The sequence below is a fragment of the Pedococcus sp. NPDC057267 genome (genome assembly GCF_042668795.1).
In the GTDB taxonomy this organism is placed as follows: domain Bacteria; phylum Actinomycetota; class Actinomycetes; order Actinomycetales; family Dermatophilaceae; genus Pedococcus.
Genome location: NZ_JBHUYG010000064.1, coordinates 1 through 24,757 on the forward strand (window position 1 = coordinate 1; position 24,757 = coordinate 24,757).

The 24,757-nt window shown below is 73.1% G+C and carries 21 protein-coding genes; 7 read left to right on the plus strand and 14 right to left on the minus strand.

The window, feature by feature from the left end; translation table 11 throughout:
* Nucleotides 1–55: 55 nt before the first annotated feature.
* From serA to ACFUC1_RS13935, 8 genes are all read right to left on the minus strand, one after another.
* Complete coding sequence (serA, locus tag ACFUC1_RS13900) at nt 56–1,642, minus strand: phosphoglycerate dehydrogenase (protein WP_379120712.1); 1,587 nt, start codon at nt 1,640–1,642, stop codon at nt 56–58.
* 316 nt (nt 1,643–1,958) lie between these two features.
* The gene (ilvC, locus tag ACFUC1_RS13905; RefSeq protein WP_379120714.1) at nt 1,959–2,987 is read right to left on the minus strand and encodes a ketol-acid reductoisomerase; all 1,029 of its coding nucleotides are present in this window, start codon (nt 2,985–2,987) and stop codon (nt 1,959–1,961) included.
* A gap of 90 nt (nt 2,988–3,077) precedes the next feature.
* On the minus strand, nt 3,078–3,590 hold the full coding sequence (ilvN, locus tag ACFUC1_RS13910) for an acetolactate synthase small subunit (protein ID WP_379120716.1): 513 nt from the start codon (nt 3,588–3,590) through the stop codon (nt 3,078–3,080).
* Nucleotides 3,587–5,491: an acetolactate synthase large subunit gene (locus tag ACFUC1_RS13915; protein ID WP_379120718.1), complete on the minus strand. Its 1,905-nt coding sequence runs from the start codon at nt 5,489–5,491 to the stop codon at nt 3,587–3,589. Before ACFUC1_RS13915 ends, ilvN begins: the two co-directional genes overlap by 4 nt.
* 279 nt (nt 5,492–5,770) lie before the next feature.
* A complete protein-coding gene (ilvD, locus tag ACFUC1_RS13920) occupies nt 5,771–7,492 on the minus strand; it encodes a dihydroxy-acid dehydratase (RefSeq protein WP_379120720.1) in 1,722 nt (573 codons plus the stop codon).
* A gap of 130 nt (nt 7,493–7,622) precedes the next feature.
* A complete protein-coding gene (locus ACFUC1_RS13925; protein ID WP_379120722.1) occupies nt 7,623–8,147 on the minus strand; it encodes a SixA phosphatase family protein in 525 nt (174 codons plus the stop codon).
* Nucleotides 8,148–8,232: 85 nt separating this feature from the next.
* Nucleotides 8,233–10,296 (minus strand): YhgE/Pip family protein, encoded by a 2,064-nt coding sequence (locus ACFUC1_RS13930; protein ID WP_379120724.1) that lies wholly within the window; start codon nt 10,294–10,296, stop codon nt 8,233–8,235.
* A complete protein-coding gene (locus tag ACFUC1_RS13935) occupies nt 10,293–10,922 on the minus strand; it encodes a hypothetical protein (protein WP_379120726.1) in 630 nt (209 codons plus the stop codon). The genes ACFUC1_RS13930 and ACFUC1_RS13935 overlap by 4 nt, the downstream gene beginning before the upstream one ends.
* Before the next feature lie 125 nt (nt 10,923–11,047).
* Between ACFUC1_RS13935 and ACFUC1_RS13940 the strand changes: the two genes are divergently transcribed.
* Nucleotides 11,048–11,689, plus strand: coding sequence for a TetR/AcrR family transcriptional regulator (locus ACFUC1_RS13940; protein WP_379120727.1), 642 nt, complete (start codon nt 11,048–11,050; stop codon nt 11,687–11,689).
* Nucleotides 11,690–11,774: 85 nt separating this feature from the next.
* On the plus strand, nt 11,775–12,902 hold the full coding sequence (locus tag ACFUC1_RS13945; RefSeq protein ID WP_379120729.1) for a PLP-dependent cysteine synthase family protein: 1,128 nt from the start codon (nt 11,775–11,777) through the stop codon (nt 12,900–12,902).
* A gap of 12 nt (nt 12,903–12,914) precedes the next feature.
* Here the strand turns inward: ACFUC1_RS13945 and ACFUC1_RS13950 are convergent, their stop codons facing one another.
* The 3 genes from ACFUC1_RS13950 to ACFUC1_RS13960 form a co-directional block, all read right to left on the minus strand.
* Complete coding sequence (locus tag ACFUC1_RS13950) at nt 12,915–13,199, minus strand: MoaD/ThiS family protein (protein WP_379120731.1); 285 nt, start codon at nt 13,197–13,199, stop codon at nt 12,915–12,917.
* Complete coding sequence (locus tag ACFUC1_RS13955) at nt 13,196–14,278, minus strand: exo-alpha-sialidase (protein WP_379120734.1); 1,083 nt, start codon at nt 14,276–14,278, stop codon at nt 13,196–13,198. Before ACFUC1_RS13955 ends, ACFUC1_RS13950 begins: the two co-directional genes overlap by 4 nt.
* 99 nt (nt 14,279–14,377) lie before the next feature.
* Entirely contained in the window at nt 14,378–15,301 is a 924-nt protein-coding gene (locus ACFUC1_RS13960) for a 2-hydroxyacid dehydrogenase (protein WP_379120736.1), read from the minus strand.
* A gap of 65 nt (nt 15,302–15,366) precedes the next feature.
* Between ACFUC1_RS13960 and ACFUC1_RS13965 the strand changes: the two genes are divergently transcribed.
* Complete coding sequence (locus ACFUC1_RS13965) at nt 15,367–16,584, plus strand: PQQ-dependent sugar dehydrogenase (RefSeq protein ID WP_379120738.1); 1,218 nt, start codon at nt 15,367–15,369, stop codon at nt 16,582–16,584.
* Nucleotides 16,585–16,751: 167 nt separating this feature from the next.
* Here ACFUC1_RS13965 and gatB read toward each other — a convergent pair whose 3' ends face one another.
* The 3 genes from gatB to gatC are packed head-to-tail and all read right to left on the minus strand — an operon-like array spanning nt 16,752 to nt 20,150.
* Complete coding sequence (gatB, locus tag ACFUC1_RS13970) at nt 16,752–18,302, minus strand: Asp-tRNA(Asn)/Glu-tRNA(Gln) amidotransferase subunit GatB (protein ID WP_379120740.1); 1,551 nt, start codon at nt 18,300–18,302, stop codon at nt 16,752–16,754.
* 5 nt (nt 18,303–18,307) lie between these two features.
* Nucleotides 18,308–19,831, minus strand: a complete 1,524-nt coding sequence (gatA, locus tag ACFUC1_RS13975) for an Asp-tRNA(Asn)/Glu-tRNA(Gln) amidotransferase subunit GatA (protein WP_379120742.1) — start codon at nt 19,829–19,831, stop codon at nt 18,308–18,310.
* A gap of 22 nt (nt 19,832–19,853) precedes the next feature.
* The gene (gene gatC / locus ACFUC1_RS13980) at nt 19,854–20,150 is read right to left on the minus strand and encodes an Asp-tRNA(Asn)/Glu-tRNA(Gln) amidotransferase subunit GatC (protein WP_310155103.1); all 297 of its coding nucleotides are present in this window, start codon (nt 20,148–20,150) and stop codon (nt 19,854–19,856) included.
* Between the two features lie 177 nt (nt 20,151–20,327).
* Here gatC and mce point away from each other — a divergent pair, with 177 nt between their 5' ends.
* The 4 genes from mce (at nt 20,328) to ccrA (ending at nt 24,580) form a co-directional block, all read left to right on the plus strand.
* On the plus strand, nt 20,328–20,768 hold the full coding sequence (gene mce / locus ACFUC1_RS13985; protein ID WP_379120745.1) for a methylmalonyl-CoA epimerase: 441 nt from the start codon (nt 20,328–20,330) through the stop codon (nt 20,766–20,768).
* A gap of 170 nt (nt 20,769–20,938) precedes the next feature.
* The gene (locus ACFUC1_RS13990) at nt 20,939–21,523 is read left to right on the plus strand and encodes a hypothetical protein (protein ID WP_379120747.1); all 585 of its coding nucleotides are present in this window, start codon (nt 20,939–20,941) and stop codon (nt 21,521–21,523) included.
* Between the two features lie 8 nt (nt 21,524–21,531).
* Nucleotides 21,532–23,139, plus strand: a complete 1,608-nt coding sequence (locus tag ACFUC1_RS13995) for an FAD-dependent monooxygenase (RefSeq protein WP_379120749.1) — start codon at nt 21,532–21,534, stop codon at nt 23,137–23,139.
* 100 nt (nt 23,140–23,239) lie between these two features.
* On the plus strand, nt 23,240–24,580 hold the full coding sequence (gene ccrA, locus ACFUC1_RS14000) for a crotonyl-CoA carboxylase/reductase (protein WP_379120751.1): 1,341 nt from the start codon (nt 23,240–23,242) through the stop codon (nt 24,578–24,580).
* The last annotated feature ends 177 nt before the right edge of the window (nt 24,581–24,757 follow it).

The following is a 24,757-nucleotide window of genomic DNA, read 5'->3' on the forward strand; positions in this document are numbered from 1 at the left end:
GCGGGGCGGCCCCGGTTGGGGCCGCACGGCATACGTGCGTGGCTGGTGGGGGGCGTCAGTCGGCGAGGTCGACGACGGTGACCTCGGCGCCCACCTCGGAGGCGATGGCGCCCAGCACGTCGGCAGGGACCTTGGTGTCGACGGTGAGGGTGACCAGGGCCTGACCGCCCTGCTCCTTGCGCGCCACCTGCATGCCGGCGATGTTCACCTCGGCGTCGCCGAGCAGGCGGCCGACCGTGCCGATGACGCCGGGGCGGTCGACGTAGGTGAAGAACGCGAGGTGGTCGGCGAGCGCGACCTCGAGGTCGAAGCCGTTGACGCCCACGATCTTCTCGATGAGGCGCGGGCCCGTGAGCGTGCCGGAGACCGAGACCGTCGAGCCGTCGGCGAGGGTGCCGCGCAGGGTCGTGACGTTGCGGAAGTCGGTGCTCGACGGGTCCGTGAGGAGGCGGACCTCGCAGCCGCGCTGCTCGGCGAGCAGCGGCGCGTTGACGTAGGTCACCGGGTCCTCGGTCACGTCGGCGAACAGGCCCTTGAGCGCGGCCAGCTTCCAGATCGACACGTCGTGCTCGGTGATCTCGCCCTGGACGTCGACGTCGAGCTGCACGGGGACGGACCCGGCGAGCGCGGTGAAGATGCGGCCGAGCTTCTCGACGAGGGCGATCCCGGGGCGGACCTCCTCGGGGACCGCGCCACCGTCGACGTTGACCGCGTCGGGCACGAGGTCGCCGCCGAGGGCGAGGCGCACCGACTTGGCCACGGCGACGCCGGCCTTCTCCTGCGCCTCGTCGGTCGACGCGCCGAGGTGCGGGGTCACGACGACCGACTCGAACTCGAACAGCGGGCTCTCGGTGGTCGGCTCGGTCGCGAACACGTCGATGCCGGCACCGGCGACCCGACCCTCGCGCAGGGCCTCGGCGAGGGCCTCCTCGTCGACGATCCCGCCGCGGGCGGCGTTGATGATCCGCACACCGGGCTTGACCTTGGTGAGCGCCTCCTTGCCGATGAGGCCGAGGGTCTCGGGGCTCTTGGGCAGGTGCACGGTGATGAAGTCGGACTGCTCGAGCAGCTCGTCGAGGCTCACCAGCCGGGCCCCGAGCTGGCCGGCACGCTGGGCCGAGACGTAGGGGTCGTAGGCGAGGATCTCCATGCCGAAGCCGCGAAGCCGCTCGGCCACGAGCTGGCCGATGCGGCCGAAGCCGACGACGCCGACCTTCTTGTCGAGCAGCTCGACGCCGGAGTACTTGCTGCGCTTCCACGCCCCGCCCTTGAGCGCCTGGTTGGCGGGGGCGATGTTGCGCGCGGTGGCCAGCAGCAGGCCCACCGCGAGCTCGGCGGCGGACGTGATGTTGGAGGTCGGGGCGTTGACCACCATGACGCCGGCCCGCGTGGCCGCCGGGACGTCGACGTTGTCGAGCCCGACACCGGCCCGCGCGATCACCTTGAGGTTCTTCGCCGCGGCGACCGCCTCGGCGTCCATCTTCGTGGCGGAGCGGATGAGGACCGCGTCGGCGTCGGCGAGCGCGGGCAGCAGGGCCTCGCGGGACGCGCCGTCGACGTGGCGGATCTCGAAGTCGGGCCCGAGGGCGTCGATGGTGGCCGGGGACAGCTCCTCGGCGATGAGGACGATCGGCTTGCTCACGTGGGTTCCTTGGAGGGTTCCGGGGGTGGCTGACGGGGGTCTCGGCACCACGCTGTGCCCGCGGCCAGCATAAGCGCCCTCTCACCATGTGGATGCGGTCGCTCGACATCTGGAACGCAGGTCACACCGAGCAGCATCGCGAGTGGCCTCGTCGACCACCCCGACCCGGCGAGCCGGTTGCGCCCGTCGTCGCGCTGTCGCTCCGCACCGTGGGGCTGCAGACCGCCGTCCCGGTAGCCGCGCAGGACAACGGTTGCCCGGCAGACCTCGCGTCGCCTTCACGCGGGCTGCCGGGCAACCGTTGTCCTGCAGGGGGTCAGCGGGCCGCGGAGCCCTCGACGTAGTCGGTGTCGGTGTCCTTCACCCACGCCATGAGCTTGCGCAGCTCGCGCCCGGTGGCCTCGATCGGGTGCTGGGCGCCCTTCTCGCGCAGGGCCTTGAACTCCGGGGCGCCGGCGTCCTGGTCGTCGATGAACCGCTGGGCGAACGCGCCGCTCTTGATGTCGGCGAGCACCGCCTTCATGTTCTCCTTGACGTGCTCGTCGATGACCCGCGGGCCCGACACGTAGTCGCCGTACTCGGCCGTGTCCGACACCGACCAGCGCTGCTTGGCGATGCCGCCCTCGACCATGAGGTCGACGATGAGCTTGAGCTCGTGGAGGCACTCGAAGTAGGCGACCTCGGGCTGGTAGCCCGCCTCGACGAGGGTCTCGAAGCCGTACATGATCAGCTGGCTCGCGCCACCGCAGAGCACCGACTGCTCACCGAACAGGTCGGTCTCGGTCTCCTCGGTGAAGGTCGTCCGGATCCCGCCGGCGCGCAGGCCGCCGATCGCCTTGGCGTAGGACTTCGCGAGGTCCCAGGCCGTGCCGCTGGCGTCCTGCTCGACCGCGAGCAGCACCGGCACACCGCGGCCGTCGACGTACTCGCGGCGCACGAGGTGGCCCGGGCCCTTGGGGGCGACCATGACGACGTCCGAGCCGGCCTCGGGCTTGATGTAGCCGAACCGGATGTTGAAGCCGTGCCCGAACAGCAGCGCCGCGCCCTCCTTGAGGTTGGGCTGGATGTCGTTCGCGTACACCGTCCGCTGCACCTGGTCCGGGGTGAGGATGACGACCAGGTCGGCCTCCTTGACGGCGTCGGCGACGGACTTCACGGTGAGGCCCTCGTTCTCGGCCTTCGCCCGGCTCTTGCTGCCCTCGGCCAGGCCGACGCGGACGTCGACGCCCGAGTCGCGCAGGTTGAGCGCGTGGGCGTGGCCCTGGCTGCCGTAGCCGATCACGGCCACCTTCTTGCCCTGGACCACACTCAGGTCAGCGTCGTCGTCGTAGAACATCTCGGCCACGGTGGCCAACTCCTTCGGTTGCGGGTTTCGTTCTGCTGGTTCGGTTTCGGTGTGTCTTCGGTATGCCGTGTGCTCCCCACGGCGCAAAGGTCAGGCGGAGCGCAGCGCCCGGTCGGTGATCGAGCGCGAGCCGCGCCCGATGGCCACCATCCCCGACTGCACGAGCTCCTTGACCCCGAACGGCTCGAGCACCTCGAGGAAGGCGGTCAGCTTGTCCCGGTTGCCGGTCACCTCGATCGTGAGCGTGTCGCTCGCGACGTCGACGACCTTGGCCCGGAACAGCTGCACGGTCTCCAGGACGTGGCTGCGGCTGTGGACGTCGGCGCGGACCTTGACGAGCAGGATCTCGCGCTGCACCGAGGCGTTCGGCTCGAGCTCGACGACCTTGAGCACCTCGACGAGCTTGTTGAGCTGCTTGGTCACCTGCTCCAGCGGCAGGTCCTCCACGTCGACGACCACGGTCATCCGCGAGATCTCGGCGTGCTCGGTCGGGCCCACGGCGAGGGAGTCGATGTTGAAGCCCCGACGCGAGAACAGCGCGGCGATGCGCGCCAGCACACCGGGCTTGTTCTCGACCAGGACCGACAGCGTGTGCTTGCTCATGCGCGGTTCGCCTCCTGCTGGGCCTGGGCCTGCTCCGCCGCGACCTGCTCGGCCACGGCCTCCTCCGCCGTCGTGTCGTCCTCGCGGTCCCACTGCGGCGCGGTGTCCTTGGCCACCTGGATGGCGTCGTTGCTCACGCCAGCCGGGACCATCGGCCACACCATCGCGTCCCGGTGGACGACGAAGTCGACCACGACCGGGACGCCGTTGATCTCCATGGCCTTCGCGATCGTCGCGTCGATGTCCTCGGGCCGCTCGCAGCGCAGGCCGACGCAGCCGTACGCCTCGGCCAGCTTGACGAAGTCCGGCACGCGACGGCCGACCGAGGTGTGCAGGTCGGTGTTGGAGTAGCGCTCGTTGTAGAACAGCGACTGCCACTGCCGGACCATGCCCAGGCTGCTGTTGTTGATGACCGCGACCTTGATCGGGATGTTGTTGATGACGCAGGTCGCGAGCTCCTGGTTGGTCATCTGGAAGCAGCCGTCGCCGTCGATCGCCCAGACGGTGCGCTCGGGCTCGGCGACCTTGGCACCCATGGCGGCCGGCACGGCATACCCCATCGTCCCGAGGCCACCACTGTTGAGCCAGGCGTTCGGGCGCTCGTACTGCACGAACTGCGCGGCCCACATCTGGTGCTGGCCGACGCCGGCGACGTAGGTCGCCTCGGGCCCGGCGATGGCGCCGATGCGCTCGATGACCTGCTGCGGCGCGACGGTCTCGCCACCCTCGGGCGTGCTGTAGCCGAGCGGGAAGGTGGCCTTCCAGCCGGCGGTCTGCTCGCGCCAGGCGGCATAGTCGCCCGCGCGGCCGGCTTCGTGGTCGGCCGTCACGGCGGCGGTGAGCTCGGTCAGGACCTCGCGCACGTCACCGACGATCGGGACGTCGGCGACGCGGTTCTTGGAGATCTCGGCCGGGTCGATGTCGGCGTGGATCACCTTGGCCTCGGGGGCGAAGGTCGACAGCAGGCCGGTGACCCGGTCGTCGAACCGCGCGCCCAGGGTGATGAGCAGGTCCGACTTCTGCAGCGCGGTCACGGCGGCGACCGACCCGTGCATGCCCGGCATGCCGAGGTGCAGCGGGTGGCTGTCGGGCACGGCACCACGAGCCATCAGGGTGGTGACGACGGGGATCCGGGTCAGCTCGACGAACGCCCGCAGCTCCTCCGAGGCGCGGCCGCGGACGACCCCACCGCCGACGTAGAGCACCGGGCGCCTGGCCTCGGCGACGAGTCGGGCCGCCTCGCGGATCTGCTTGTTGTGCGGGCGGGCCACCGGCCGGTACCCCGGCAGGTCGAACTTCGGGGGCCACGAGAACACCGTGCGGGCCTGGAGGGCGTCCTTGGAGATGTCGACGAGCACCGGCCCGGGCCGCCCCGTCGAGGCGATGTGGAAGGCCTCGGCGACCACGCGCGGGATGTCCGCCGCGTCGGTGACGAGGTAGTTGTGCTTGGTGATCGGCATCGTGATGCCGCGGATGTCGGCCTCCTGGAACGCGTCCGTGCCGATCGCGCTCGAGCTGACCTGGCCGGTGATCGCGACGATGGGCACCGAGTCCATGTAGGCGTCGGCGATCGCGGTGACGAGGTTCGTCGCGCCGGGGCCGGAGGTCGCCATGCAGACGCCGACCCTGCCGGTCGCGCTGGCGTAGCCCTCGGCCGCATGGCCCGCGCCCTGCTCGTGGCGCACGAGGATGTGGCGCACCTTCGTGGAGTCCAGCAGCGGGTCGTATGCCGGCAGGATCGCACCGCCCGGGATGCCGAAGACGGTGTCGACGCCCACCGCCTCGAGCGAGAGCACGAGGCTCTGGGCACCCGTGACCTGGGTGGGGGTCTTGGCGCGGGCCTGCTGCGCCACCTGGCTCGGGCTGGGCGCCGGCGCCGGGGCCGGTCTCGCGTCGCTCACGTCGATCTCACTGCTTTCGCTTCTCGCTGGGTCTGTCCACACCGTGTCGGTTCACAAAAAATGCCCCCCAGTCCCGTGACCGGGACGACGGAGGGCAGCGCGCGGGCTCTTCGGGGAAGGGCCTGCGCGCTAGGGAAGTACGAGAATCCGTGCCACACGAGCACTCTCCCGCCGCGCCGCCGGGGTGTCAACGTGCGAGACGAGGCGTACCACCATGCGGACGTGTCGTCTCAGTCACAGGACGGCACGTCCTCACCCGGGGTGCCCGCTGGGCGCCCCTCAGCCGCAGACCGCTCCCCCGCTGGCCGAGCCGACGAGCTTGCGGTACTTCGCCAGGACCCCGCGGGTGTACTTGGGCTCGGGGTGGGTGACGCCCTCGGCGCGACGGCGCGCGAGCTCGTCCTCGTCGACCAGCAGGTCGAGCGTGGCGTTCGCGACGTCGAGCCGGATGCCGTCACCGTCGCGGACGAAGGCGATCGGCCCCTCGTCGACCGCCTCGGGCGCGACGTGACCGACGCACAGGCCGGTCGTCCCACCGGAGAACCGGCCGTCGGTCAGGAGCAGCACGTCCTTGCCCAGCCCGGCACCCTTGATGGCTCCGGTGACCGCGAGCATCTCGCGCATGCCGGGGCCACCCTTGGGGCCCTCGTAGCGGATCACCACGACGTCCTTCGGCTTCAGCGACCCCGACTCGACCGCGTCCATCGCGGCACGCTCGCCGTCGAAGACGCGGGCGGTGCCCTCGAAGACCTCGTCGTCGAAGCCGGCCGTCTTGACGACCGCGCCCTCCGGCGCGAGCGAACCCGTGAGGATGGTGAGGCCGCCGGTCTTGTGGATCGGCTGCGCCATGTCCCGGATGACGCGTCCGTCGATGTGCGGCGGGGCCAGCTCCTCGAGGTTCTCCGCCATGGTCTTCCCCGTGACCGTGAGGCAGTCGCCGTGGAGCAGGTCGGCGTCGAGCAGCGTCTTGAGCACCACCGGGATGCCACCGATGTGGTCGATGTCCTTCATGACGAACGAGCCGAACGGCTTCACGTCGGCCAGGTGCGGCACCTTGCGCCCGATCCGCTGGAAGTCGCCGATCGTCAGGTCGACCTCCGCCTCGTGCGCGATCGCGAGCAGGTGCAGGACCGCGTTGGTCGAGCCACCGAAGGCCATGACGACGGCGATGGCGTTCTCGAACGCCTCCTTGGTCATGATGTCGCGCGCGGTGATGCCGCGGCGCAGCAGGTTGACGACGGCCTCGCCGGACTTGCGGGCGTACGCGTCGCGGCGCCGGTCGGTGGCGGGGGGCGCGGCCGAGCCGGGGAGCGACATGCCCATCGCCTCGCCGACCGTGGCCATGGTGTTGGCGGTGTACATGCCGCCGCAGGCTCCCTCACCGGGGCAGATCGCGCGCTCGATGGCGTCGACGTCCTCGCGCGACATCTTGCCGGCGGCGCAGGCACCGACCGCCTCGAACGCGTCGATGATCGTGACCTCCTTCTCGGTGCCGTCCGAGAGCTTGGCCACGCCGGGGAGGATCGACCCGGCATACAGGAACACCGAGGCCAGGTCGAGCCGCGCGGCGGCCATGAGCATGCCCGGCAGCGACTTGTCGCAGCCGGCGAGCATGACCGAGCCGTCGAGCCGCTCGGCGTTCATGACCGTCTCGACCGAGTCGGCGATGATCTCGCGGCTGACGAGGGAGAAGTGCATGCCCTCGTGGCCCATCGAGATGCCGTCGGAGACGGAGATCGTGCCGAACTCCAGCGGGTACCCGCCGCCGGCGTGCACGCCGTCCTTGACCGCCTTGGCGAGCCGGTCGAGCGAGAGGTTGCAGGGGGTGATCTCGTTCCACGACGAGGCGACCCCGATCTGCGGCTTGGCGAAGTCGTCGTCGCCCATGCCGACCGCCCGGAGCATCCCGCGCGCGGCCGTCTTCTCGAGGCCGTCGGTGACGTCGCGGCTGCGCGGCTTGATGTCGACGCCGTCGGGGATGCTGTGCTCGGGGGTCGTCATGGTCCGCAGTCTAGGACCGCAGTCCAGCACGTGGGACGCGGGTCTCACGCTGCAGACGAGCGGTTCCCGCTCTCTCGCGCGACGCCCCGGCCGGGCGGCCCACCCGGCCGCGCTTCCGGGGGAAGCGGGGTCAGCCTCGGGCCGTGTGGCAGCGCTCGAGCCGCGCCGAGCCCGTGTCGAGGTGCTCCCACGCGCCGGCGTAGCGCAGGACCGCGACGGACGCGGTCGGGAAGCCCTCGGCGAGGCACTCGTGCGCGAGCACCGACCCGTCCCCCTCCGCGAGCGAGCTCGCCAGCACCGCCATGCTCGGGTTGTGGCCGACGACGAGGACGACCTGGGCGTCCCCGCCGAGCTCGCGGACGGTCTGCAGGACGCCGTGCGTGCCACCGCCGTAGAGGGTGGAGTCGTACTGCACGGTCTCCCCGCACGCACCGCCGCTGACCGCCCACTCCCACGTCTGCCGGGTGCGGGTCGCGGTGGAGCACAGCACCAGCTCGGCGCCGAGGCCCTGCTCGTGCAGCCACCGGCCGGCCGCCGCCGCGTCGCGCCGCCCCCGACCGGTGAGCTCGCGCTCGTGGTCGGGCTTGCCGAGGACCTGCTCGGCCTTGGCGTGCCGCAGGAGCAGGAGCACCTTGTCGTCGCCGGCACTGGTCATACCCCGAGGATGGCCCCGTTCCCGGCTCCCTGCCACCGCGCGCGGGGCGCCCGGCGGCGCCCCACGGGCGTGCGGGGCGCCCGGATCAGATGGCCAGCTCCGGCTTGACCCGCAGGGCCGTCCAGGTGCCCGCCCGGCGCGCGGCGACGGTGGACACGAGGAACCCGCCGACGAGGTATGCCGCGAGGACTCCGAGGTCGACGGCGAGGTGGTCCAGGGATCCGCCGTACATGAGCCGCCGGATGCCGTCGACCGCGTAGGACATGGGCAGGACGTGGTGCAGCGGGTGCAGCGGCCCCGGCAGCGTCTGCCACGGGAACGTGCCGCCGGCGCTGACGAGCTGGAGCACCATGAAGACCAGTCCGAGGAACTTGCCCGGGGCCCCCAGCCGGGCGGCGAGGGCGTGCAGCACCATGACGAAGGTCAGCGACACCGCGGCCATGTACGCGATGAGCAGGAACGGGTGCACGGCCCCGATGCCCACGCCGCGCACCACCACGGCATACACGAGCACCGACTGGACCACGCCGAGGACCGCCGGCGCGAGCCATCCGCCGAGGGCCGTGCGCCAGCTCGGCTGGCCCGCCGCGAGGGCGCGGGCCGACAGCGGCTTGACGAGCAGGAAGAGCACGTAGCCGCCGATCCACAGCGCCAGGCTGAGGAAGAACGGGGCCAGCCCGGCACCGTAGCTCGACGCGGACGCCAGCGAGGTGCCCTGCACGCCCACCGGGTCGCCGAGGGTCTGCGCGACCGCCTTGCGGGCCTCCGGGCTCGGGTCGGGGATCGACCGCAGGCCCTGCTCCAGCCCGTCGCGGAGCTGGGTCGCGCCCTGCTCGAGCCGGTCGAGGCCGCTCGCGAGGTCGCCGGCGCCGGAGTCGAGCCTGGTCGCGCCGTCGAGGGCGGTCCGCTGGCCGCTGGCCAGGTCCGAGGCGCCCGAGGCCAGGGCGCGGTTGCCGGCGGCGAGGTCCTGCGCCCCGGACGCCAGCCGGGCGCTCCCGCTGTCGGCCTGGGCGATGCCGGCGTGGAGCGGGCCCGCCGCAGCGGCCAGCCTGTCGGCGCCGGCAGCCACCTGCTCGGCCCCGGCCGAGAGCTGGTCCAGCTGCTGCGAAGCCGTCTGCACCTGGCCGTTGGCACTGGTGACCGGGCCGCTCAGCTGTTGCGCCGCATCGAGGACCTGCTGCACCTGGGCGTCGGTGAAGCCCGCCGCACGCAGCCTGTCGGCCAGGGCACCCTGGTTCGTCGTCACGTCCGCCACGAACGCCGTGGAGGCGGCCGCGACCTGGTCGCCCGCGGCCGCGACCCTGGCGTTGCCGTCGGCCACCTGGTGCGCGCCGTCCGCGAGGCGCCGGGTGTCTGCGGGCAGGGTCGCCGTGCGCTGGTCCAGCGTCTGCAGGCCCGAGTGCAGGTCGCCCGCGCCGGAGGCGAGCTGGTCGGCTCCGGACGCGGCCTTCGACGCACCCTGCGCGAGCTGGTCGCTGCCGCTGACGAGCTTCTTCTCCCCCGCGACGAGCGCGCCGGCGCCGTCGGCCAGCCGGTGGGCCCCGGTGTCGGCCTGGGCGAGGCCGTCGGCGAGCGTGCCCGCGCCGTCGGCGGCGTCCTTGACCTTGCCGTGGATCGTCGTGAAGCCGGTGAGGAGCTGGTTGGCGGCCGTGGAGCTGACCTCGGCGGCCACGGACTTCGTCACCTGGGCGACCACTTGGTTTGCAATCGTGCGGGCGAGGTAGCCGTTGGCGTCGTTGGTCTCCAGGCGCAGCTCGGCCTGGCGCGGCGTGAACTCCGCGCTCGAGGCGAGCGCGGCGGAGAAGTCGGCCGGGACCACCAGGGCGAAGTCGTACCGGCCGTCGGACACGCCGTCGTGGGCCTGCGCCGGGCCGACGCGGTGCCAGTCGAAGCTGTGCGACCGCACGAGCTCGTCGGCGACCCGGTCCCCGACCGCGAGGCGCTCGCCGTTGGCGAGGGTCGTGCCCGCGTCCTCGACGACCACGGCAGCGGGGACCCGAGCCAGGCCGCCGTACGGGTCCTTGTTCGCGTAGAGGTAGAGGCCGCCGTAGAGCGTGGGGACGAGGAGCATGGCGGCGAGCGCGGCGCGTGGCAGGCGGCCCGCGGTGAGCCGGCGCAGCTCGGTCAGGGCCAGGCGGACGGCGGTCACGCGACCACCTCCGCGAGCCCGAGCTCGTGCCGGACCGGCTGGCCGAGGGCGCGGACGGTCGCGTGGCTGCACTGGACGACCACGGTGAGGCCCTCACCGGCATACCGGTGCGCCGCGCCCCACCACTCCTCGGGCCTGCCGCCGAGGCGGTCGGGGGCGGTGACGACGAGCACGCGGGTGAGCGCGCGGCGTGCGGCGACGTCCATGAGCAGCCGGGTGCGGGCACCCGGTTCGAGCGCCTCGAACCGCTCCCGGCCCAGGTCCTCCAGGCCGTGCGAGGCGAGGAGGGCCCGCGTCGCGGCGTGGCTCGACGGCAGCCCGGCCAGGGCCAGCTGCTCGGCGACGGCGGCGCGCACGGTGACGGCGTCCTCGGGGGCGCTGACGTCGGGCACGTCGACGAGCGCGACGTGCCGGCGCAGCACGTCGGGGTCGGGGTCGCCGTCGAGGGTGACCGAGCCGCCGGCGAGGCGGATGCGGCCTGCGAGGGCGAGCGCGAGCGCCACGTGGCCGGGGCCGGGGTCGCCCGCCACCAGCTCGACGCGGCGGGGTGAGGCGTGCAACGTCGTCGGCAGCAGCAGCGGGCCGTGCAGCCCGGCGACCTCGACGCGGTCGGCGAGGAGCTCCATCTGTGTCCTTCTCCGGCCGCCGGGGGCCGGGCACCCCGACGGGGTGGGGCCCGCACCGGCGGTCTCATGTGCAGTGCATCTTTGGATACACATGTGTATCCGATACAGGAGTGTATCCTGAGCCCATGGCCACCGCCAACCCAGACCCGGTCAAGCCGCGCTCCCACCGCCGGCAGGCCACCCGTGACCGGCTCCTGACCGCGGCCGCCGAGGTCTTCGCCGAGCGCGGCTTCCACGGCGCGAGCGTGGAGGACATCTGCGAGCGCGCAGGCTTCACGCGGGGGGCGTTCTACTCGAACTTCACCGACAAGGACGAGCTCGTGACCGAGCTGTACGCCCAGCACTCGCGACGGCTGCGGAGCGCCCTCACCGAGGTCGCGGCGCGACCCGGGCTGACCCTGCCTGCCCTGCTCGACGGCGTGGTCGACGTGTGGGCGGGCGACCCGGAGGAGCGCCGACGCTGGCACCTGCTCACGACCGAGTTCGGCCTGCACGCGCTGCGCGACGACCAGGCCCGGCGCGCCTGGGCGACCGTCCAGGCCGACGTCCGGGCGGGCCTCGGCGAGGTCGTCGACGGCATCGTGCGCGACCACGGCCTGCACCCGACGGTCTCGACCGAGCGCTTCGTGCGCCTGGTGACGATGGTCCTGCAGGGCGGCCTGGCGCAGCACCTGCTCGAGCCGGAACAGGTGGGGCCGGGTGAGCTCGAGCGCGAGTTCCTGCCCCTGGTGACCGCCGCCGCGACCGACCCGGCCACGACCACCTGACCGCATCGACGACGTATCCCGCGACCGGCTGCCCGCCAACCCGGTGGCGGGCAGGGGCGGTCGCACGGCCCGCTAGCCTTCGGCCATGGCGAAGGCCCCCGCACTGCTCGACGTCGTCCCCCGCCAGCCGGCCGACCGCGCCTGGCTCGACGAGGCCGTCCGCCGGATCCAGGCCGACGCCAACCGCAGCGCCGACACCCACCTCATCTCGGTGCCGGTCCCCGGCCTGCCCGGCATCGACCTGTACCTCAAGGACGAGTCGACCCACCCCACCGGCAGCCTCAAGCACCGGCTGGCCCGGTCGCTCTTCCTCTACGCACTGTGCAACGGCGAGCTCCACCCCGGCACCACCGTCATCGAGGCGTCGAGCGGGTCGACCGCGGTGTCGGAGGCGTACTTCGCCCGCATGCTCGACCTGCCGTTCGTGGCGGTCATGGCCCGCACGACCAGCCCGGAGAAGATCTCCCTCATCGAGCGCGAGGGCGGGCGCTGCCACCTCGTCGACGACGCCGGCGAGGTCTACGACGTCGCCCGGCGGCTCGCGGACGAGCTCGGCGGGCACTACCTCGACCAGTTCACGTTTGCCGAGCGGGCCACCGACTGGCGCGGCAACAACAACATCGCCGAGTCGGTGTTCGAGCAGATGACGCGCGAGCGCCACCCGGTGCCGACGTGGGTGGTCGTGGGCGCCGGGACCGGCGGCACGAGCGCGACGATCGGCCGGTTCGTGCGCTACCGCAGCCTGGCGACGCGGGTGTGCGTCGTCGACCCGGAGAACTCCGCCTTCCTCCCTGCCTTCGCCGGCGACGACGAGGGCGTGGCCAGGGCGTGCGGGTCGCGCATCGAGGGCATCGGCCGGCCGCGGGTCGAGCCGAGCTTCGTGCCGGCCGTCGTCGACCGGATGATGCTCGTGCCCGACGTCGCCTCGGTGGCCGCCATGCGGTTCCTCGCCGAGCGCACCGGCCTGCGCGCGGGCTGCTCGACCGGCACCAACCTCTACGGCGCCCTGCGCCTCGCGTGCGAGATGGCCGAGCGCGGCGAGGAGGGCAGCATCGTGTCGCTGCTGTGCGACGGAGCCGACCGGTATGCCGGGACGTACCTGTGCGACGACTGGGTCGCCGAGCGCGGGTGGGACCTGGCGGGACCGACCGCCACGCTGCGCCGCGCGTGGGACGACGGCGTCTGGGACGAGAATGGGCGGGACGAAGCCTGACGCTCGCCCGGTCTAGCCGCCGGAGACGGCGTTGACGACGTGGACCGTCGCCGAGCCGCCGACCGGCGTGGCGACGCCCTCGAGCCGCTTGGCGTCCTCGCCGTCGACGAACACGTTGACGTGGCGGCGGATCTCGCCACGCTCGTCGCGGACGCGCCGCCCCAGCACGGGCCACGGCTCGAACGCCCGGTCGAGCACGTCCGACAGCGCCGCGCCGTCCCCCACCTCGACCGGCAGCTCCGCCGCCCCGTCGGCCAGGTCGCGCAGCAGGCCCGGCAACACCACCCGGACCGTCACGGCAGGGTGACCGCCCGGACCACGAGCACGTCCGGCAGCTGCGTCGCGATCCGCTCGAACGTCTCGCCCTCGTCCGTCGAGGCGTAGACCTCGCCGTTGCGGGTGCCGACGTACAGGCCCGGCTGGTCGGAGGTGTCGGTGCCGGCGGCGTCTCGCAGCACGTTGGTCCAGCTGTGCGGCAGCCCGGTCGTCAGCTCGCGCCAGGTGGCGCCTGCGTCGTCGGACCGCGCGACCTGCAACTGCGCGCCGGGCGGGATCCGCTCGCCGTCGGAGGCGATCGGCACGAGCCACACTGAGCCGCCGCGCGCCGGGTTGGCCACCGCGGTCATCCCGAAGTTGGTCGGCAGCCCGTCCTCGATCGAGGTCCAGGTGACGCCGTTGTCGTCGGAGCGGTAGACGCCCCGGTGGTTCTGCGCGTAGAGCCGCGTCGGGGTCGCCGAGTCGCGGGCGACCTTGTGCACGCACTGGCCGAACTCAGGCCACTCGTCGTGCGGCATGAAGTACGCGTGGATGCCGGTGTTGCCCGGGCTCCAGGACGCACCGCCGTCGGTCGTGTTGTAGACGCCCCCGGTGCTCATCGCCACGAGCATCGAGTCGGGGTCGGCAGGGCTCGGCAGGACGGTGTGGATCGCCCCGCCGCCGAAGCCCTCGCCCCACTGCGGCCGGTGCGGGTGGTCCCACAGCCCGCGGTTGAGCTCGAACGTCTCACCCCGGTCCGCGCTGCGCCACAGGCCCTGCGGCTCGGTGCCGGCCCAGACCACGGCCGGGTCGTGCGGGTCGGCGACGAGCTGCCACGTCGCCTTGAGGGCGGTGTCGGTGTCGGAGGGGAACTGGATCGAGCCGTCGGGGTGCTCGACCCAGGTCTGCCCCAGGTCGTCGGAGTGCTGCAGCGACGGCCCCCAGTGCGAGGAGCGGAAGCCGACGAGGAGCCGGGTCGGCTCCTGCCGGGTGTCGAACAGGAGCGAGAGCACCTCGCTCATGAGGAAGTGCGGACCCTCGAGCCGCCACTCCCGCCGGTCCTCGCTGCGCGCCAGCCACAGGCCCTTGCGCGTCCCGATCCCCACGATGGTCTCGCCCATGGAACCTCAGGATGCCACCGGCCACCGACGCCGTCACCGGCTTTTGTACGCAGGTGCTCGGGTACGCAGGCGCTCTGGTGCGCAGGTGCCGGGGACGCGTCAGGGGTGCACGAGGTTGCGCAGGGGGCGGCCCGCGGCATACGCCCCCAGCTGCTCCTGCAGCAGCCGGATGGCCCGCGGCGTGAACGCGCTCGAGGCACCGCCCACGTGCGGCGTGACGAGCACCCCGGGCAGGTCCCACAGCGGGTGGTCCTCCGGCAGCGGCTCGGGGTCGGTGACGTCGAGGGCCGCGCGGATCCGGCCGGCGCGGGCGTGCCGCACCAGGGCGTCGGTGTCGACCACCCCGCCCCTCGCGACGTTGACGAGCAGCGACCCGTCGGGCATCGCCGAGAGGAACGCGTCGTCGACGAGCCCGGCCGTGACCTCGCTCAGCGGGACGATGAGGATGACGACGTCGTGGTGCGGCAGCAGGTCGGGCAGCTCGTCGACGCCGTGCACCGAGGGGACGAGGTCGTCGCCCGCGCGCGCCCTCGAGGCGACGGCAGTGACGGTGACCTCGAACGGCGTGAGGCGCGCGGCGATGGCGCGCCCGATCGAGCCGTACCCGACGACGAGCACCCGCTTGTCGGCCAGGGCCGGGTGCATCGTGGTCGGCAACCAGCGGTGCTCGCGCTGCGCCACGACGAAGTCCGGGACGTCGCGCAGCGAGGCCAGCGCCAGGGCCACCGCCAGCTCGGCCGTCGAGGCGTCGTGGACACCCGCGGCATTCGCCAGCCGGGCACCCGGAGGCAGCACGTCGGGGACGCCGTCGTATCCCGCCGTCAGCAGCTGCACGAGGTCGAGGTTCGGGAGCGCCGACAGGACCGGCAGGCGCGGGCCCGCCCCCAGGTACGGCGGCACGACGACGCGGACTTCCTCCGCGCACGTGTGCGGTCCGGACAGGTCCCACACGTCGAGCTCGAGCCCGGGCACCTGCCCCACCGCGTCGACCCATTCCTGCCCCGGCAGCGTCACGAGCACCATGGCCGCCACGCTAGCCCCGGACTCGTGCGCCCGGTCGAGCGCGTCCACGTCGCGCACAATGGGGTATGCCGCCGCACCCCACCGTCCGCGCCACGAGGGCCCTCGCCGCAGCGTCCGCCGCCGTCGTGGCCCTCGTGGTCGCGAGCGGCTGCAGCGGGTCCCCCGCCCCCGACGGGAGGGTCACCGGCCCCTCCCTCGCGACGACCTCTGCCGCGACTGCCGGCACGTCCGGCACCACCCCACTGACGGGCGCCGGCCCGTCGACCGGCGCCCGCCCGTCGTCGGGCACGTCGTCCCCGACCGGCCCCGGCGCGTCCCGCCCGGCCGTCGTCACCGTGGCGCAGGACCTCGACGTCCCCTGGTCGGTCGCGTTCCTCCCGGACGGCTCGGCGCTCGTGACCCTGCGTGACCGGGCGCAGCTGCTGCACGTCCGCGAGGGGTCGGCGCCGGTGGTCCTCGGCACCGTCCCCGGTGTCGCGCCCGCAGGCGAGGGCGGACTGCTGGGCGTGGCCGTGTCGCCGACCTTCAGCCGCGACCACCGCGTCTTCGTCTACTACACCGGGGAGCAGGACAACCGGGTCGTCCGGCTGACCTTCACCGACGGCAGGGCGACGTCCTTCGTCCCTGTGCTCACCGGCATACCCAAGGCCGGGATCCACAACGGCGGGCGCCTCGCGTTCGGGCCGGACGGGTACCTCTACGTCACGACCGGCGACGCGGGCAACCGGCCGGCGGCTCAGGACAAGTCCGCGCTCGGCGGCAAGATCCTGCGGGTCACGCAGGACGGTGGCGCCGCCCCCGGCAACCCGTTCGGCACGCGGGTGTGGAGCTACGGGCACCGCAACGTCCAGGGCATCGCGTGGGCGCCCGACGGGCGCATGTATGCCAGCGAGTTCGGCCAGGACACGTGGGACGAGCTCAACCTCATCCAGCCCGGGCGCAACTACGGGTGGCCGGTCGTCGAGGGGAAGGCGGCCCGGGGCGGGTACACCGACCCGCTCGTGCAGTGGCCCACCTCGCAGGCCTCGCCGAGCGGCATCGCGGTCGCGGACGGCGCTGTGTGGATGGCGGCGCTGCGTGGTCGTTCGCTCTGGCGGATCCCGTTGCAGGGCAATGGCGTCGGGGCGCCGCAGCGGCTGCTCGACGGCACCTACGGTCGGCTGCGGGACGTGGTGGACGCCGGGAACGGCCGGCTCTGGGTGGTCACGAGCAACACGTTCCGCGGCACCCCGGGCCCGCACGACGACCGCATCCTCGACCTCGCCGTCTCCTCCCTGCGCTGAGGCCGCCCCCTCCCCCACGCAACACGGCAGTTGCTGACGTGAAACGGGGGTTCAGAACTGCCGTTTCGTGCCAGCAACTGCCGTGTTGCGGAAGGTGCCGTGGAGGCGCCGTGGAGCCGAGGAGCCGGCGCCGCGGCAGACCGTCAGGGCGTCAGGGCGTCAGGGCGTCAGGTGAGCTTGGCGAGGATCAGCTCGCGGGCCCTGCCGGCGTCGGCCTGGCCCTTCATCTCCTTCATGACCTGGCCGATGAGCGCGCCGGCGGCCTGCACCTTGCCGTCGCGGATCTTCTGGGCCACGTCGGGGTTGCCCTCGATGACCTTGTCGACCGCAGCCTCGAGCGCGCCGTCGTCCTGCACCAGCTCGAGCCCGCGTGCGTCGGCGACCTCGGTCGGCGTCCCCTCGCGGGCGACGACGCCGTCGAGGACCTGCCGGGCCATCGAGTCGTTCAGCCGGCCGTCGCGGACCAGGCCGTCGAGCTCGGCGATGTGCTCGGGGGTGACACCGAGGTCGCCCACGGCCACACCGTCGGCGTTCGCCCGCCGGGCGAGGTCGCCGAGCCACCACTTCCGGGCCGCCGCCGGGCTCGCACCGGCCGCGACGGTCTCCTCGATGAGCTCGACGGCGCCGGCGTTGACGACGTCGCGCATCTCGAGGTCGCTGTAGCCCCAGTCGGACTGGAGCCGCTTGCGGCGCTGCGCCGGCGGCTCGGGCAGCGTGGCGCGCAGCTCCTCGACCGTCTCGCGGGTCGGCGCGACCGGCACGAGGTCGGGCTCGGGGAAGTACCGGTAGTCGTCGGCGTCGGACTTGGGACGCCCCGACGTCGTGACGCCGGTGTCCTCGTGCCAGTGCCGCGTCTCCTGGAGGATCGAGCCGCCCGCGTCGAGGATCGCCGCGTGCCGCGAGATCTCGTAGCGGACCGCACGCTCCACCGACCGCAGCGAGTTGACGTTCTTGGTCTCGGTGCGGGTGCCGAGCGGCACCGCTGCCTGCTCCTCGCTCGTCGGCTCCCCCACCCGCGTGCGCAGCGACACGTTCGCGTCGCAGCGCAGCGAGCCCTGCTCCATCTTCACGTCGGAGACGCCGAGCGCGCGCAGCAGGTCGCGCAGGGCGCCGACGTACGCACGGGCCACCTCGGGCGCGCGCGAACCGGCTCCGGTGATTGGCTTGGTGACGATCTCGATGAGCGGGATGCCGGCCCGGTTGTAGTCGACGAGGGAGTAGTCCGCGCCGTGGATGCGACCGGTCGAGCCGCCGATGTGCAGCGACTTGCCGGTGTCCTCCTCCATGTGTGCGCGCTCGATCTCGACCCGGAACACCTCGGTGCCGGAGCCGTGCTCGGCCGGGACCTCGACGTCGAGGTAGCCGTTGAAGGCGATCGGCTCGTCGTACTGGCTGGTCTGGAAGTTCTTCGGCATGTCCGGGTAGAAGTAGTTCTTCCGGGCGAACCGGCACCACGAGGCGATCTCGCAGTTGAGCGCCAGGCCGATCCGGATCGCCGACTCCACGGCCTTCTCGTTGACGACCGGCAGCGCGCCGGGCAGGCCGAGGCACACCGGGCAGACCTGGCTGTTGGGCTCGGCGCCGAAGCCGGTCGCGCAGCCGCAGAACATCTTGGTCGCGGTGTTGAGCTCGACGTGGACCTCGAGGCCCATGACCGGGTCGTACCGGTCGATCGCCTCGTCGTAGTCGACGACCTCGTCGGTGACGGTGGTGGTCATCGCGGTCACGCTCCCTTCAGGGCGGTCAGGTCGGGGGCCTGCGTCAGCAGCGGGCGGCCCCAGCTCTGGACGAGCATCCGCTCCAGCGCCGCGCCGACGCCGTAGAGCCGCTCGTCCTGGGTGGCGGGCGCGAGGATCTGGATGCCGGTGGGCAGGCCGTCCTCGTCGGCGAGACCACTGGGCAGCGACATGCCGGGCACGCCGGCGAGGTTCGCCGGGATGGTGGCGACGTCCTGCAGGTACATCGACATCGGGTCGTCGAGCTTGTCGCCGAGCTTGAACGCCGTCGTGGGCGAGGTCGGGCTGACGAGCACGTCGACCTTCTCGAAGGCCGCGGCGAAGTCGTTCGAGATGAGCCGCCGGACCTTCTGCGCCTGCCCGTAGTACGCGTCGTAGTAGCCGCTGGACAGCGCGTACGTGCCCAGGATGATGCGCCGCTTGACCTCGTCACCGAAGCCCGCATCGCGGGTCGCGGCCATCACCTGCTCGGCGCTCGGGGCGTCGACCCCCTCGGGCAGGACCCGCAGGCCGTACCGCATGGCGTCGAACTTGGCGAGGTTCGAGGAGGCCTCGCTGGGCAGGATCAGGTAGTACGCCGCGAGCGCGTAGTCGAAGCTCGGGCACGACACCTCGACGACCTCGGCACCGGCGCCCTCGAGCAGCGCCACCGCCTCGTCGAACCGGGCGCGCACCCCGGCCTGGTAGCCCTCGCCGCCGAGCTCCTTGATGACGCCGACCCGCAGCCCGGCGACGTCGGCGCGCCGGGCCGCCTCGACCACGGGCGGGGCGGGCGCGGCGATGGACGTCGAGTCCATCGGGTCGTGGCCGCCGATGACCGAGTGCAGCAGCGCCGCGTCGAGCACGGTGCGGGTGCACGGCCCGGCCTGGTCCAGGCTCGAGGCGAGCGCCACGAGGCCGTAGCGGGAGACGCCGCCGTAGGTCGGCTTGACGCCGACCGTGCCGGTGACCGCCGCGGGCTGGCGGATCGAGCCGCCCGTGTCGGTGCCGATGGCCAGCGGTGCCTCGTATGCCGCGACGACGGCCGAGGAGCCACCGCCCGAGCCGCCGGGGATCCGGTCGAGGTCCCACGGGTTGTGGGTGGGGCCGTAGGCCGAGTGCTCGGTGGAGGAGCCCATCGCGAACTCGTCCATGTTGGTCTTGCCGAGGATCGGCAGGCCGGCGGCGCGCAGCCGGGCGACCACGGTGGCGTCGTACGGCGGCACCCAGCCCTCGAGGATGCGCGAGCCGCAGGTGGTCGGCATACCACGCGTGGCCATCACGTCCTTGACGGCGATGGGCACGCCCGCGAGGACGTGGAGGTCCTCGTCGCCGGCGGCGCGGCGGTCGTCGACCTCGCGCGCGCTCGCGAGCGCACCCTCGGCGTCGACGTGGAGGAAGGCGTGCACGGCGCCGTCGACGGCGGCGATGCGGTCGAGGTGGGCCTGGACGAGCTCGACGGAGCTGATCTCCTTGCGGGCGAGGCCGTCGGCGAGCTCCGCGGCGGAGGCGCGGGTGAGGTCGGTGGTCACAGGTGTCCTTGGGTCCGTCGGGTCAGTCTTCGTCGAGGATGCGCGGCACGGCGAAGCGCTGCTGCTCCTGCGCGGGCGCGCCCGAGAGGGCCGCCTCGGCGCCGAGGGAGGGGCGCACCTCGTCCGGGCGGGTCACGTTGGTGATGGGCATGGGGTGCGACATCGGCTCGATGTCCTGCGCCGCCACCTCCTGGACCTTGGCCACGGACTCGAGGATGACGCCGAGCTCCCCGACCATGCGGTCGAGCTCGGCATCGGACAGGTCGATGCGGGCGAGGCCGGCGAGGTGCGCGACGTCGTCCCGGGACAGTGCGGACATGCCCGCCAGTCTAGGGGCGGCGCCGTGCGGCCGGGCACCGCGCCCGGCACCGAGCCCGGGGCCGTCCGGGGCGTCCCGCGGCGGCCGGACGGATGGTCCCACGGTGGCCCTCCGGAGCCCCTGGAGTGACGCATCGCTCATGTCGCCGCGCCCGCGCCCGGCCTAGGGTTGGGACCCATGAGCGACCTGCCCACCGAGCTGTTCACCGCCATCGACCACGTCGGCATCGCGGTCCGCGACCTCGACGAGGCCATCGCCTTCTACCGCGACACCTTCGGCATGGAGCTCGCGCACGAGGAGGAGAACGAGGAGCAGGGGGTGCGCGAGGCGATGATGGCCGTCGGCGGCAGCGGCTCGCACGTGCAACTGCTCGCGCCCCTGACCCCGGAGTCGACCATCGCGAAGTTCCTCGAGAAGTCCGGCCCCGGCGTGCAGCAGGTGGCCTACCGCGTCGAGGACCTCGAGGCGGTCAGCCAGGTCCTGCGCGACCGCGGGCTGCGGCTGCTCTACGACGAGCCCCGCCGTGGGACCTCGAACTCCCGGGTCAACTTCATCCACCCCAGGGACGCCGGCGGGGTGCTGGTCGAGCTGGTCCAGCCCGCGCACGAGACCCACTGACGCACCCCAGCCCGCACGTCCGACCACCAGGTGGTCGGTCCCCAAGTCGGCTCCGTCAGGGCTGTCACGCTCCCCGGCGAGGCCCGGCACGCCGGGACCTCCGACCCTGACGGCGTCCCCCTCGCGCCCGACAGGCTGGTCGTCCCTGCACGCGTGACCCGGGAGGCCCCATGTCCACCCAGCAGGTCCCACCGCCGGTCGGGCCCGGTGCGGTCCTCGCCGCCGTGAGCGCCAGCGCGGCTCGCACCGCGCGCCTCCTGGCGACCGGCCGGCTGCGCCAACCCGACGACCTCGTCGGCATGCGGCTGCCGTTCCGCGACGGCACACGGTCGATGATCTTCCGCACGACCGAGCGCCGACCGCGGGACGGGAGCGAGCCGTCGGTGCTGCAGGTGCGGTTCCGGCTGCGCTGGATCGGCGAGCGCCCGTCGCTGCACCGCGTCTTCGTGACCACCTGCATCGTCAACACCCCGCTGTTCGCCGGGTTCCCCGGCTTCGTGCGCAAGCAGTGGATGGTCGACCCGCTGACCTTCGTCTACCGCGGCCTCTACGACTGGGACGGTGCGGACCGCGCGCGCTGGTATGCCGAGCGGCTGCGGCACGTCCTCGCGCTCGTGAGCGTGCCCGGGTCCATCGAGTACGTCGTGGTGCCGGGTCTGGGCGTCGACGACGTCCTGCGTGACGGCAGGCGGCTGCAGCAGCAGGAGGCCGGCGACGTCGGCGCCGAGCCGCTGTGGTGGGAGCTGGCCGGGTAGGGGCAGCGGTGGCGCGACCTCCGTCGGACGGACCCGACGTGCTCGTGGTGGGTGCGGGACCCACCGGGCTGGCGCTCGCGCTGCAGGCGGTGGCCCACGGGGCACGGGTGGACGTCGTCGACCGTCGCGACGGGACGCCCCGGCCCTCGCGCGCCCTGGTCGTCCACCCGCGGACCCTCGAGCTCCTGGCGCCGCTCGGCGCCACCGAGCGCCTCCTCGAGGCCGGCAGCTGTCGGGTGGGCGCGGTGCTGCACGCGCGGGGACGGGAGGTCCGGGTGGACCTCGGCGGCCTGCCGCTGCCCGACACGGCGTACCCCTGGCTGCTGCTCGTGCCCCAGGCCGCCGTGGAGACGACGCTGCTCGGGCTGCTCCGCGAGCGCGGGGTCGCCGTCCGGTGGGGCGCGGAGGTCGCTGACGTCGGTCCGGGGGACGGCGACCTGCGGGGCCGGACGGTCGTGCGTGGTGGCGACGGAGCCGTCCTCGGCGCCGCGCGGTTCGTGGTCGGCTGCGACGGCGCGGCGAGCGCGGTCCGGGCCGCTGCCGGGATCGGCTTCCCGGGCCGCGCCTACCGCCACCCGGTCGTCGTCGCCGACGTCGACCTCGCCCAGCCGGCGGCGCTGGCGGGCGCCCACGTGTTCGCGGCCCGCGACGGCATCCTGTTCCTCTTCCCGCTCGGCGAGCGGGCACCCTGGCGGCTGGTGGTCGCGGGCCGCACCGGCGCCTTCCGCGTCGACCGCCACGACGCCCCCGGAGCCCGCCACGCCCCGGGTCCGCACCCGGCGCCCGCCCCCGACCAGCCGTCACCGGTGCCGCCGTCGACACGCCAGCTCGCCGACCTCGTGCGCGCCATGACCGGCGGTGCGGTGGCCCTGGGCGACGTCGCGTGGGCCGAGCAGGTGCCGCTGCGCCACCACCTGGCCCGGGTCTACCGCCGCGGGTCGGTGCTGCTCGCCGGTGACGCCGCCCACGTGCACAGCCCGGCCGGCGCCCAGGGGATGAACACCGGACTGCAGGACGCGTGCGCCCTCGGCTGGCGGCTCGCGCTGGCTGCGACCTCCCCGCCGGGGGTGAGCTCCCTGCTCGACGGCTACGAGCGGGAGCGGCGCCCGGTCGCCCGGCTCGGAATCGCCTGGACCTCCCTCGCCTGGTGGGGCGAGTCGTCGGCAGACCCGGTGGCCCGGGTCCTGCGGCGGGTGGTGGTGCCTGCCGGGGCACCCACCGTCGCCCGCCACCTCGGCGCCGTCGCCCCGGGCGTGCGCCTCGTCACCGGGCTGGCACTGAGCCACCGCCGGCCCGGGCCGCCCGTCACGCTGCGGGGGTCCAGACCGCACGGCGGACGCCTGCTCGTCGGGGACCGCCTCCCCGACCAGCGGCTCCCGCCCGACTCCACCCACCGGCTGCACGAGCTGCTCGACCGTCCGGGCCACCACCTGTTGCTGCTCGGCGAGGGAGCCTCAGCGCCACCGCCGACGGGCCTGCCCGACGGGTGGGTCCACGAGGTCCGGGTGCCCGCGGCGGCCGGGGGCGAGGACCTGGCGCGGCGGCTCGGGACCACTTGCCCCGCCTGGTGCCTCGTCCGCCCCGACCGGTACGTCGAGGCGGTCGGCGGCGGGTGAGCCACGTCACCGCGTGACCGGAGTCTCACTCCCTGCCGGATCGGCATACCCACCAGTAGTTTCGCTGCAACCCAGCAGCCCGACGCCGAGGAGAAGTTCCATGCAGGAGATCCGCGACGCCATCCTCTCCGGGGACCGCGCCGAGTCCACGTATGCCGGCCTGGCCATCCCCGAGTCCTACCGCGCCGTCACGGTTCACAAGGACGAGGTGGGCATGTTCGAGGGCATGGCCACCAAGGAGAAGGACCCCCGCAAGTCGCTGCACCTCGACGACGTGCCCGTGCCCGAGCTCGCCCCCGGCGAGGCCCTGGTCGCCGTCATGGCGAGCGCGATCAACTACAACACCGTCTGGACCTCGATCTTCGAGCCGGTGTCGACCTTCGGCTTCCTCGAGCGCTACGGCCGCACCTCGGAGTACGCCAAGCGCCACGACCTGCCCTACCACGTGGTCGGCTCCGACCTCGCCGGCGTCGTCCTGCGCACCGCTCCGGGTGTCACCAAGTGGAAGCCCGGCCAGGAGGTCGTCGCCCACTGCCTGTCGGTCGAGCTCGAGGACGCCGACGGCCACAACGACACGATGCTCGACCCGCAGCAGCGGATCTGGGGCTTCGAGACGAACTTCGGCGGTCTCGCCGAGCTCGCCATCGTGAAGTCCAACCAGCTCATGCCCAAGCCCGCCCACCTGTCGTGGGAGGAGGCGGCGTCCCCCGGCCTCGTGAACTCCACGGCATACCGCCAGCTGGTCTCCAAGAACGGCGCCCAGATGAAGCTCGGCGACCGCGTCCTCATCTGGGGCGCCTCCGGTGGCCTCGGCTCCTACGCCACGCAGATGGCGCTGGCCGGTGGCGCGACGCCGGTCTGTGTCGTGTCCTCGCCGGAGAAGGCGCAGATCTGCCGCGACATGGGCGCCGAGCTCATCATCGACCGCAGCGCCGAGGGCTACCGGTTCTGGAACGACGACAACACCGCGCAGAACCCCAAGGAGTGGCAGCGGCTCGGCAAGAAGATCCGCGAGCTGACCGGCGGGTACGACGTCGACATCGTCTTCGAGCACCCCGGCCGCGAGACCTTCGGCGCCAGCGTCTACGTCGCGCGCAAGGGCGGCACGATCGTCACTTGCGCCTCGACGTCGGGCTACCTGCACGAGTACGACAACCGCTACCTGTGGATGAACCTCAAGCGGATCGTCAGCAGCCACTTCGCCAACTACCGCGAGGCGTGGGAGGCCAACGAGCTCATCAACCGCGGCCTCATCCAGCCCACCCTGTCCAAGACGTACTCCATGGACGAGGTCGGGCAGGCGGCGCTCGACGTCCACCGCAACGCCCACCAGGGCAAGGTCGGCGTCCTCACCCTCTCCCCCGAGGAGGGGCTCGGCGTCACCGACACCGAGAAGCGCGAGGCACTGCTGCCGCAGATCAACCGGTTCCGGAACACCTGACCGGCGGCTCCGTGGCGGACGCGGTCGAGCGCGTCGCCGTGCCCTAGGCTCACGGCATGTCAGTGCTGGACCGGTGGAGGGAGTTCCGGCGCAGCCAGCGCGCGGCGCTGGAGGCGAGCTACCACTCCCACGTCGAGGAGACCACCCCCGTCCCGGCCGACCTGTTGACCGACGTGC

Bases quoted from the DNA above. Each gene is read 5' to 3' on its own strand.
- ilvN (WP_379120716.1), bottom strand. From the start codon at position 3,590: ATGAGCAAGCACACGCTGTCGGTCCTGGTCGAGAACAAGCCCGGTGTG.
- ilvD (WP_379120720.1), bottom strand. From the start codon at position 7,492: ATGACGACCCCCGAGCACAGCATCCCCGACGGCGTCGACATCAAGCCG.
- ACFUC1_RS13925 (WP_379120722.1), bottom strand. From the start codon at position 8,147: ATGACCAGTGCCGGCGACGACAAGGTGCTCCTGCTCCTGCGGCACGCC.
- ACFUC1_RS13935 (WP_379120726.1), bottom strand. From the start codon at position 10,922: ATGGAGCTCCTCGCCGACCGCGTCGAGGTCGCCGGGCTGCACGGCCCG.
- ACFUC1_RS13940 (WP_379120727.1), top strand. From the start codon at position 11,048: ATGGCCACCGCCAACCCAGACCCGGTCAAGCCGCGCTCCCACCGCCGG.
- ACFUC1_RS13945 (WP_379120729.1), top strand. From the start codon at position 11,775: ATGGCGAAGGCCCCCGCACTGCTCGACGTCGTCCCCCGCCAGCCGGCC.
- ACFUC1_RS13955 (WP_379120734.1), bottom strand. From the start codon at position 14,278: ATGGGCGAGACCATCGTGGGGATCGGGACGCGCAAGGGCCTGTGGCTG.
- ACFUC1_RS13960 (WP_379120736.1), bottom strand. From the start codon at position 15,301: ATGGTGCTCGTGACGCTGCCGGGGCAGGAATGGGTCGACGCGGTGGGG.
- ACFUC1_RS13965 (WP_379120738.1), top strand. From the start codon at position 15,367: ATGCCGCCGCACCCCACCGTCCGCGCCACGAGGGCCCTCGCCGCAGCG.
- gatB (WP_379120740.1), bottom strand. From the start codon at position 18,302: ATGACCACCACCGTCACCGACGAGGTCGTCGACTACGACGAGGCGATC.
- gatC (WP_310155103.1), bottom strand. From the start codon at position 20,150: ATGTCCGCACTGTCCCGGGACGACGTCGCGCACCTCGCCGGCCTCGCC.
- mce (WP_379120745.1), top strand. From the start codon at position 20,328: ATGAGCGACCTGCCCACCGAGCTGTTCACCGCCATCGACCACGTCGGC.
- ACFUC1_RS13990 (WP_379120747.1), top strand. From the start codon at position 20,939: ATGTCCACCCAGCAGGTCCCACCGCCGGTCGGGCCCGGTGCGGTCCTC.
- ccrA (WP_379120751.1), top strand. From the start codon at position 23,240: ATGCAGGAGATCCGCGACGCCATCCTCTCCGGGGACCGCGCCGAGTCC.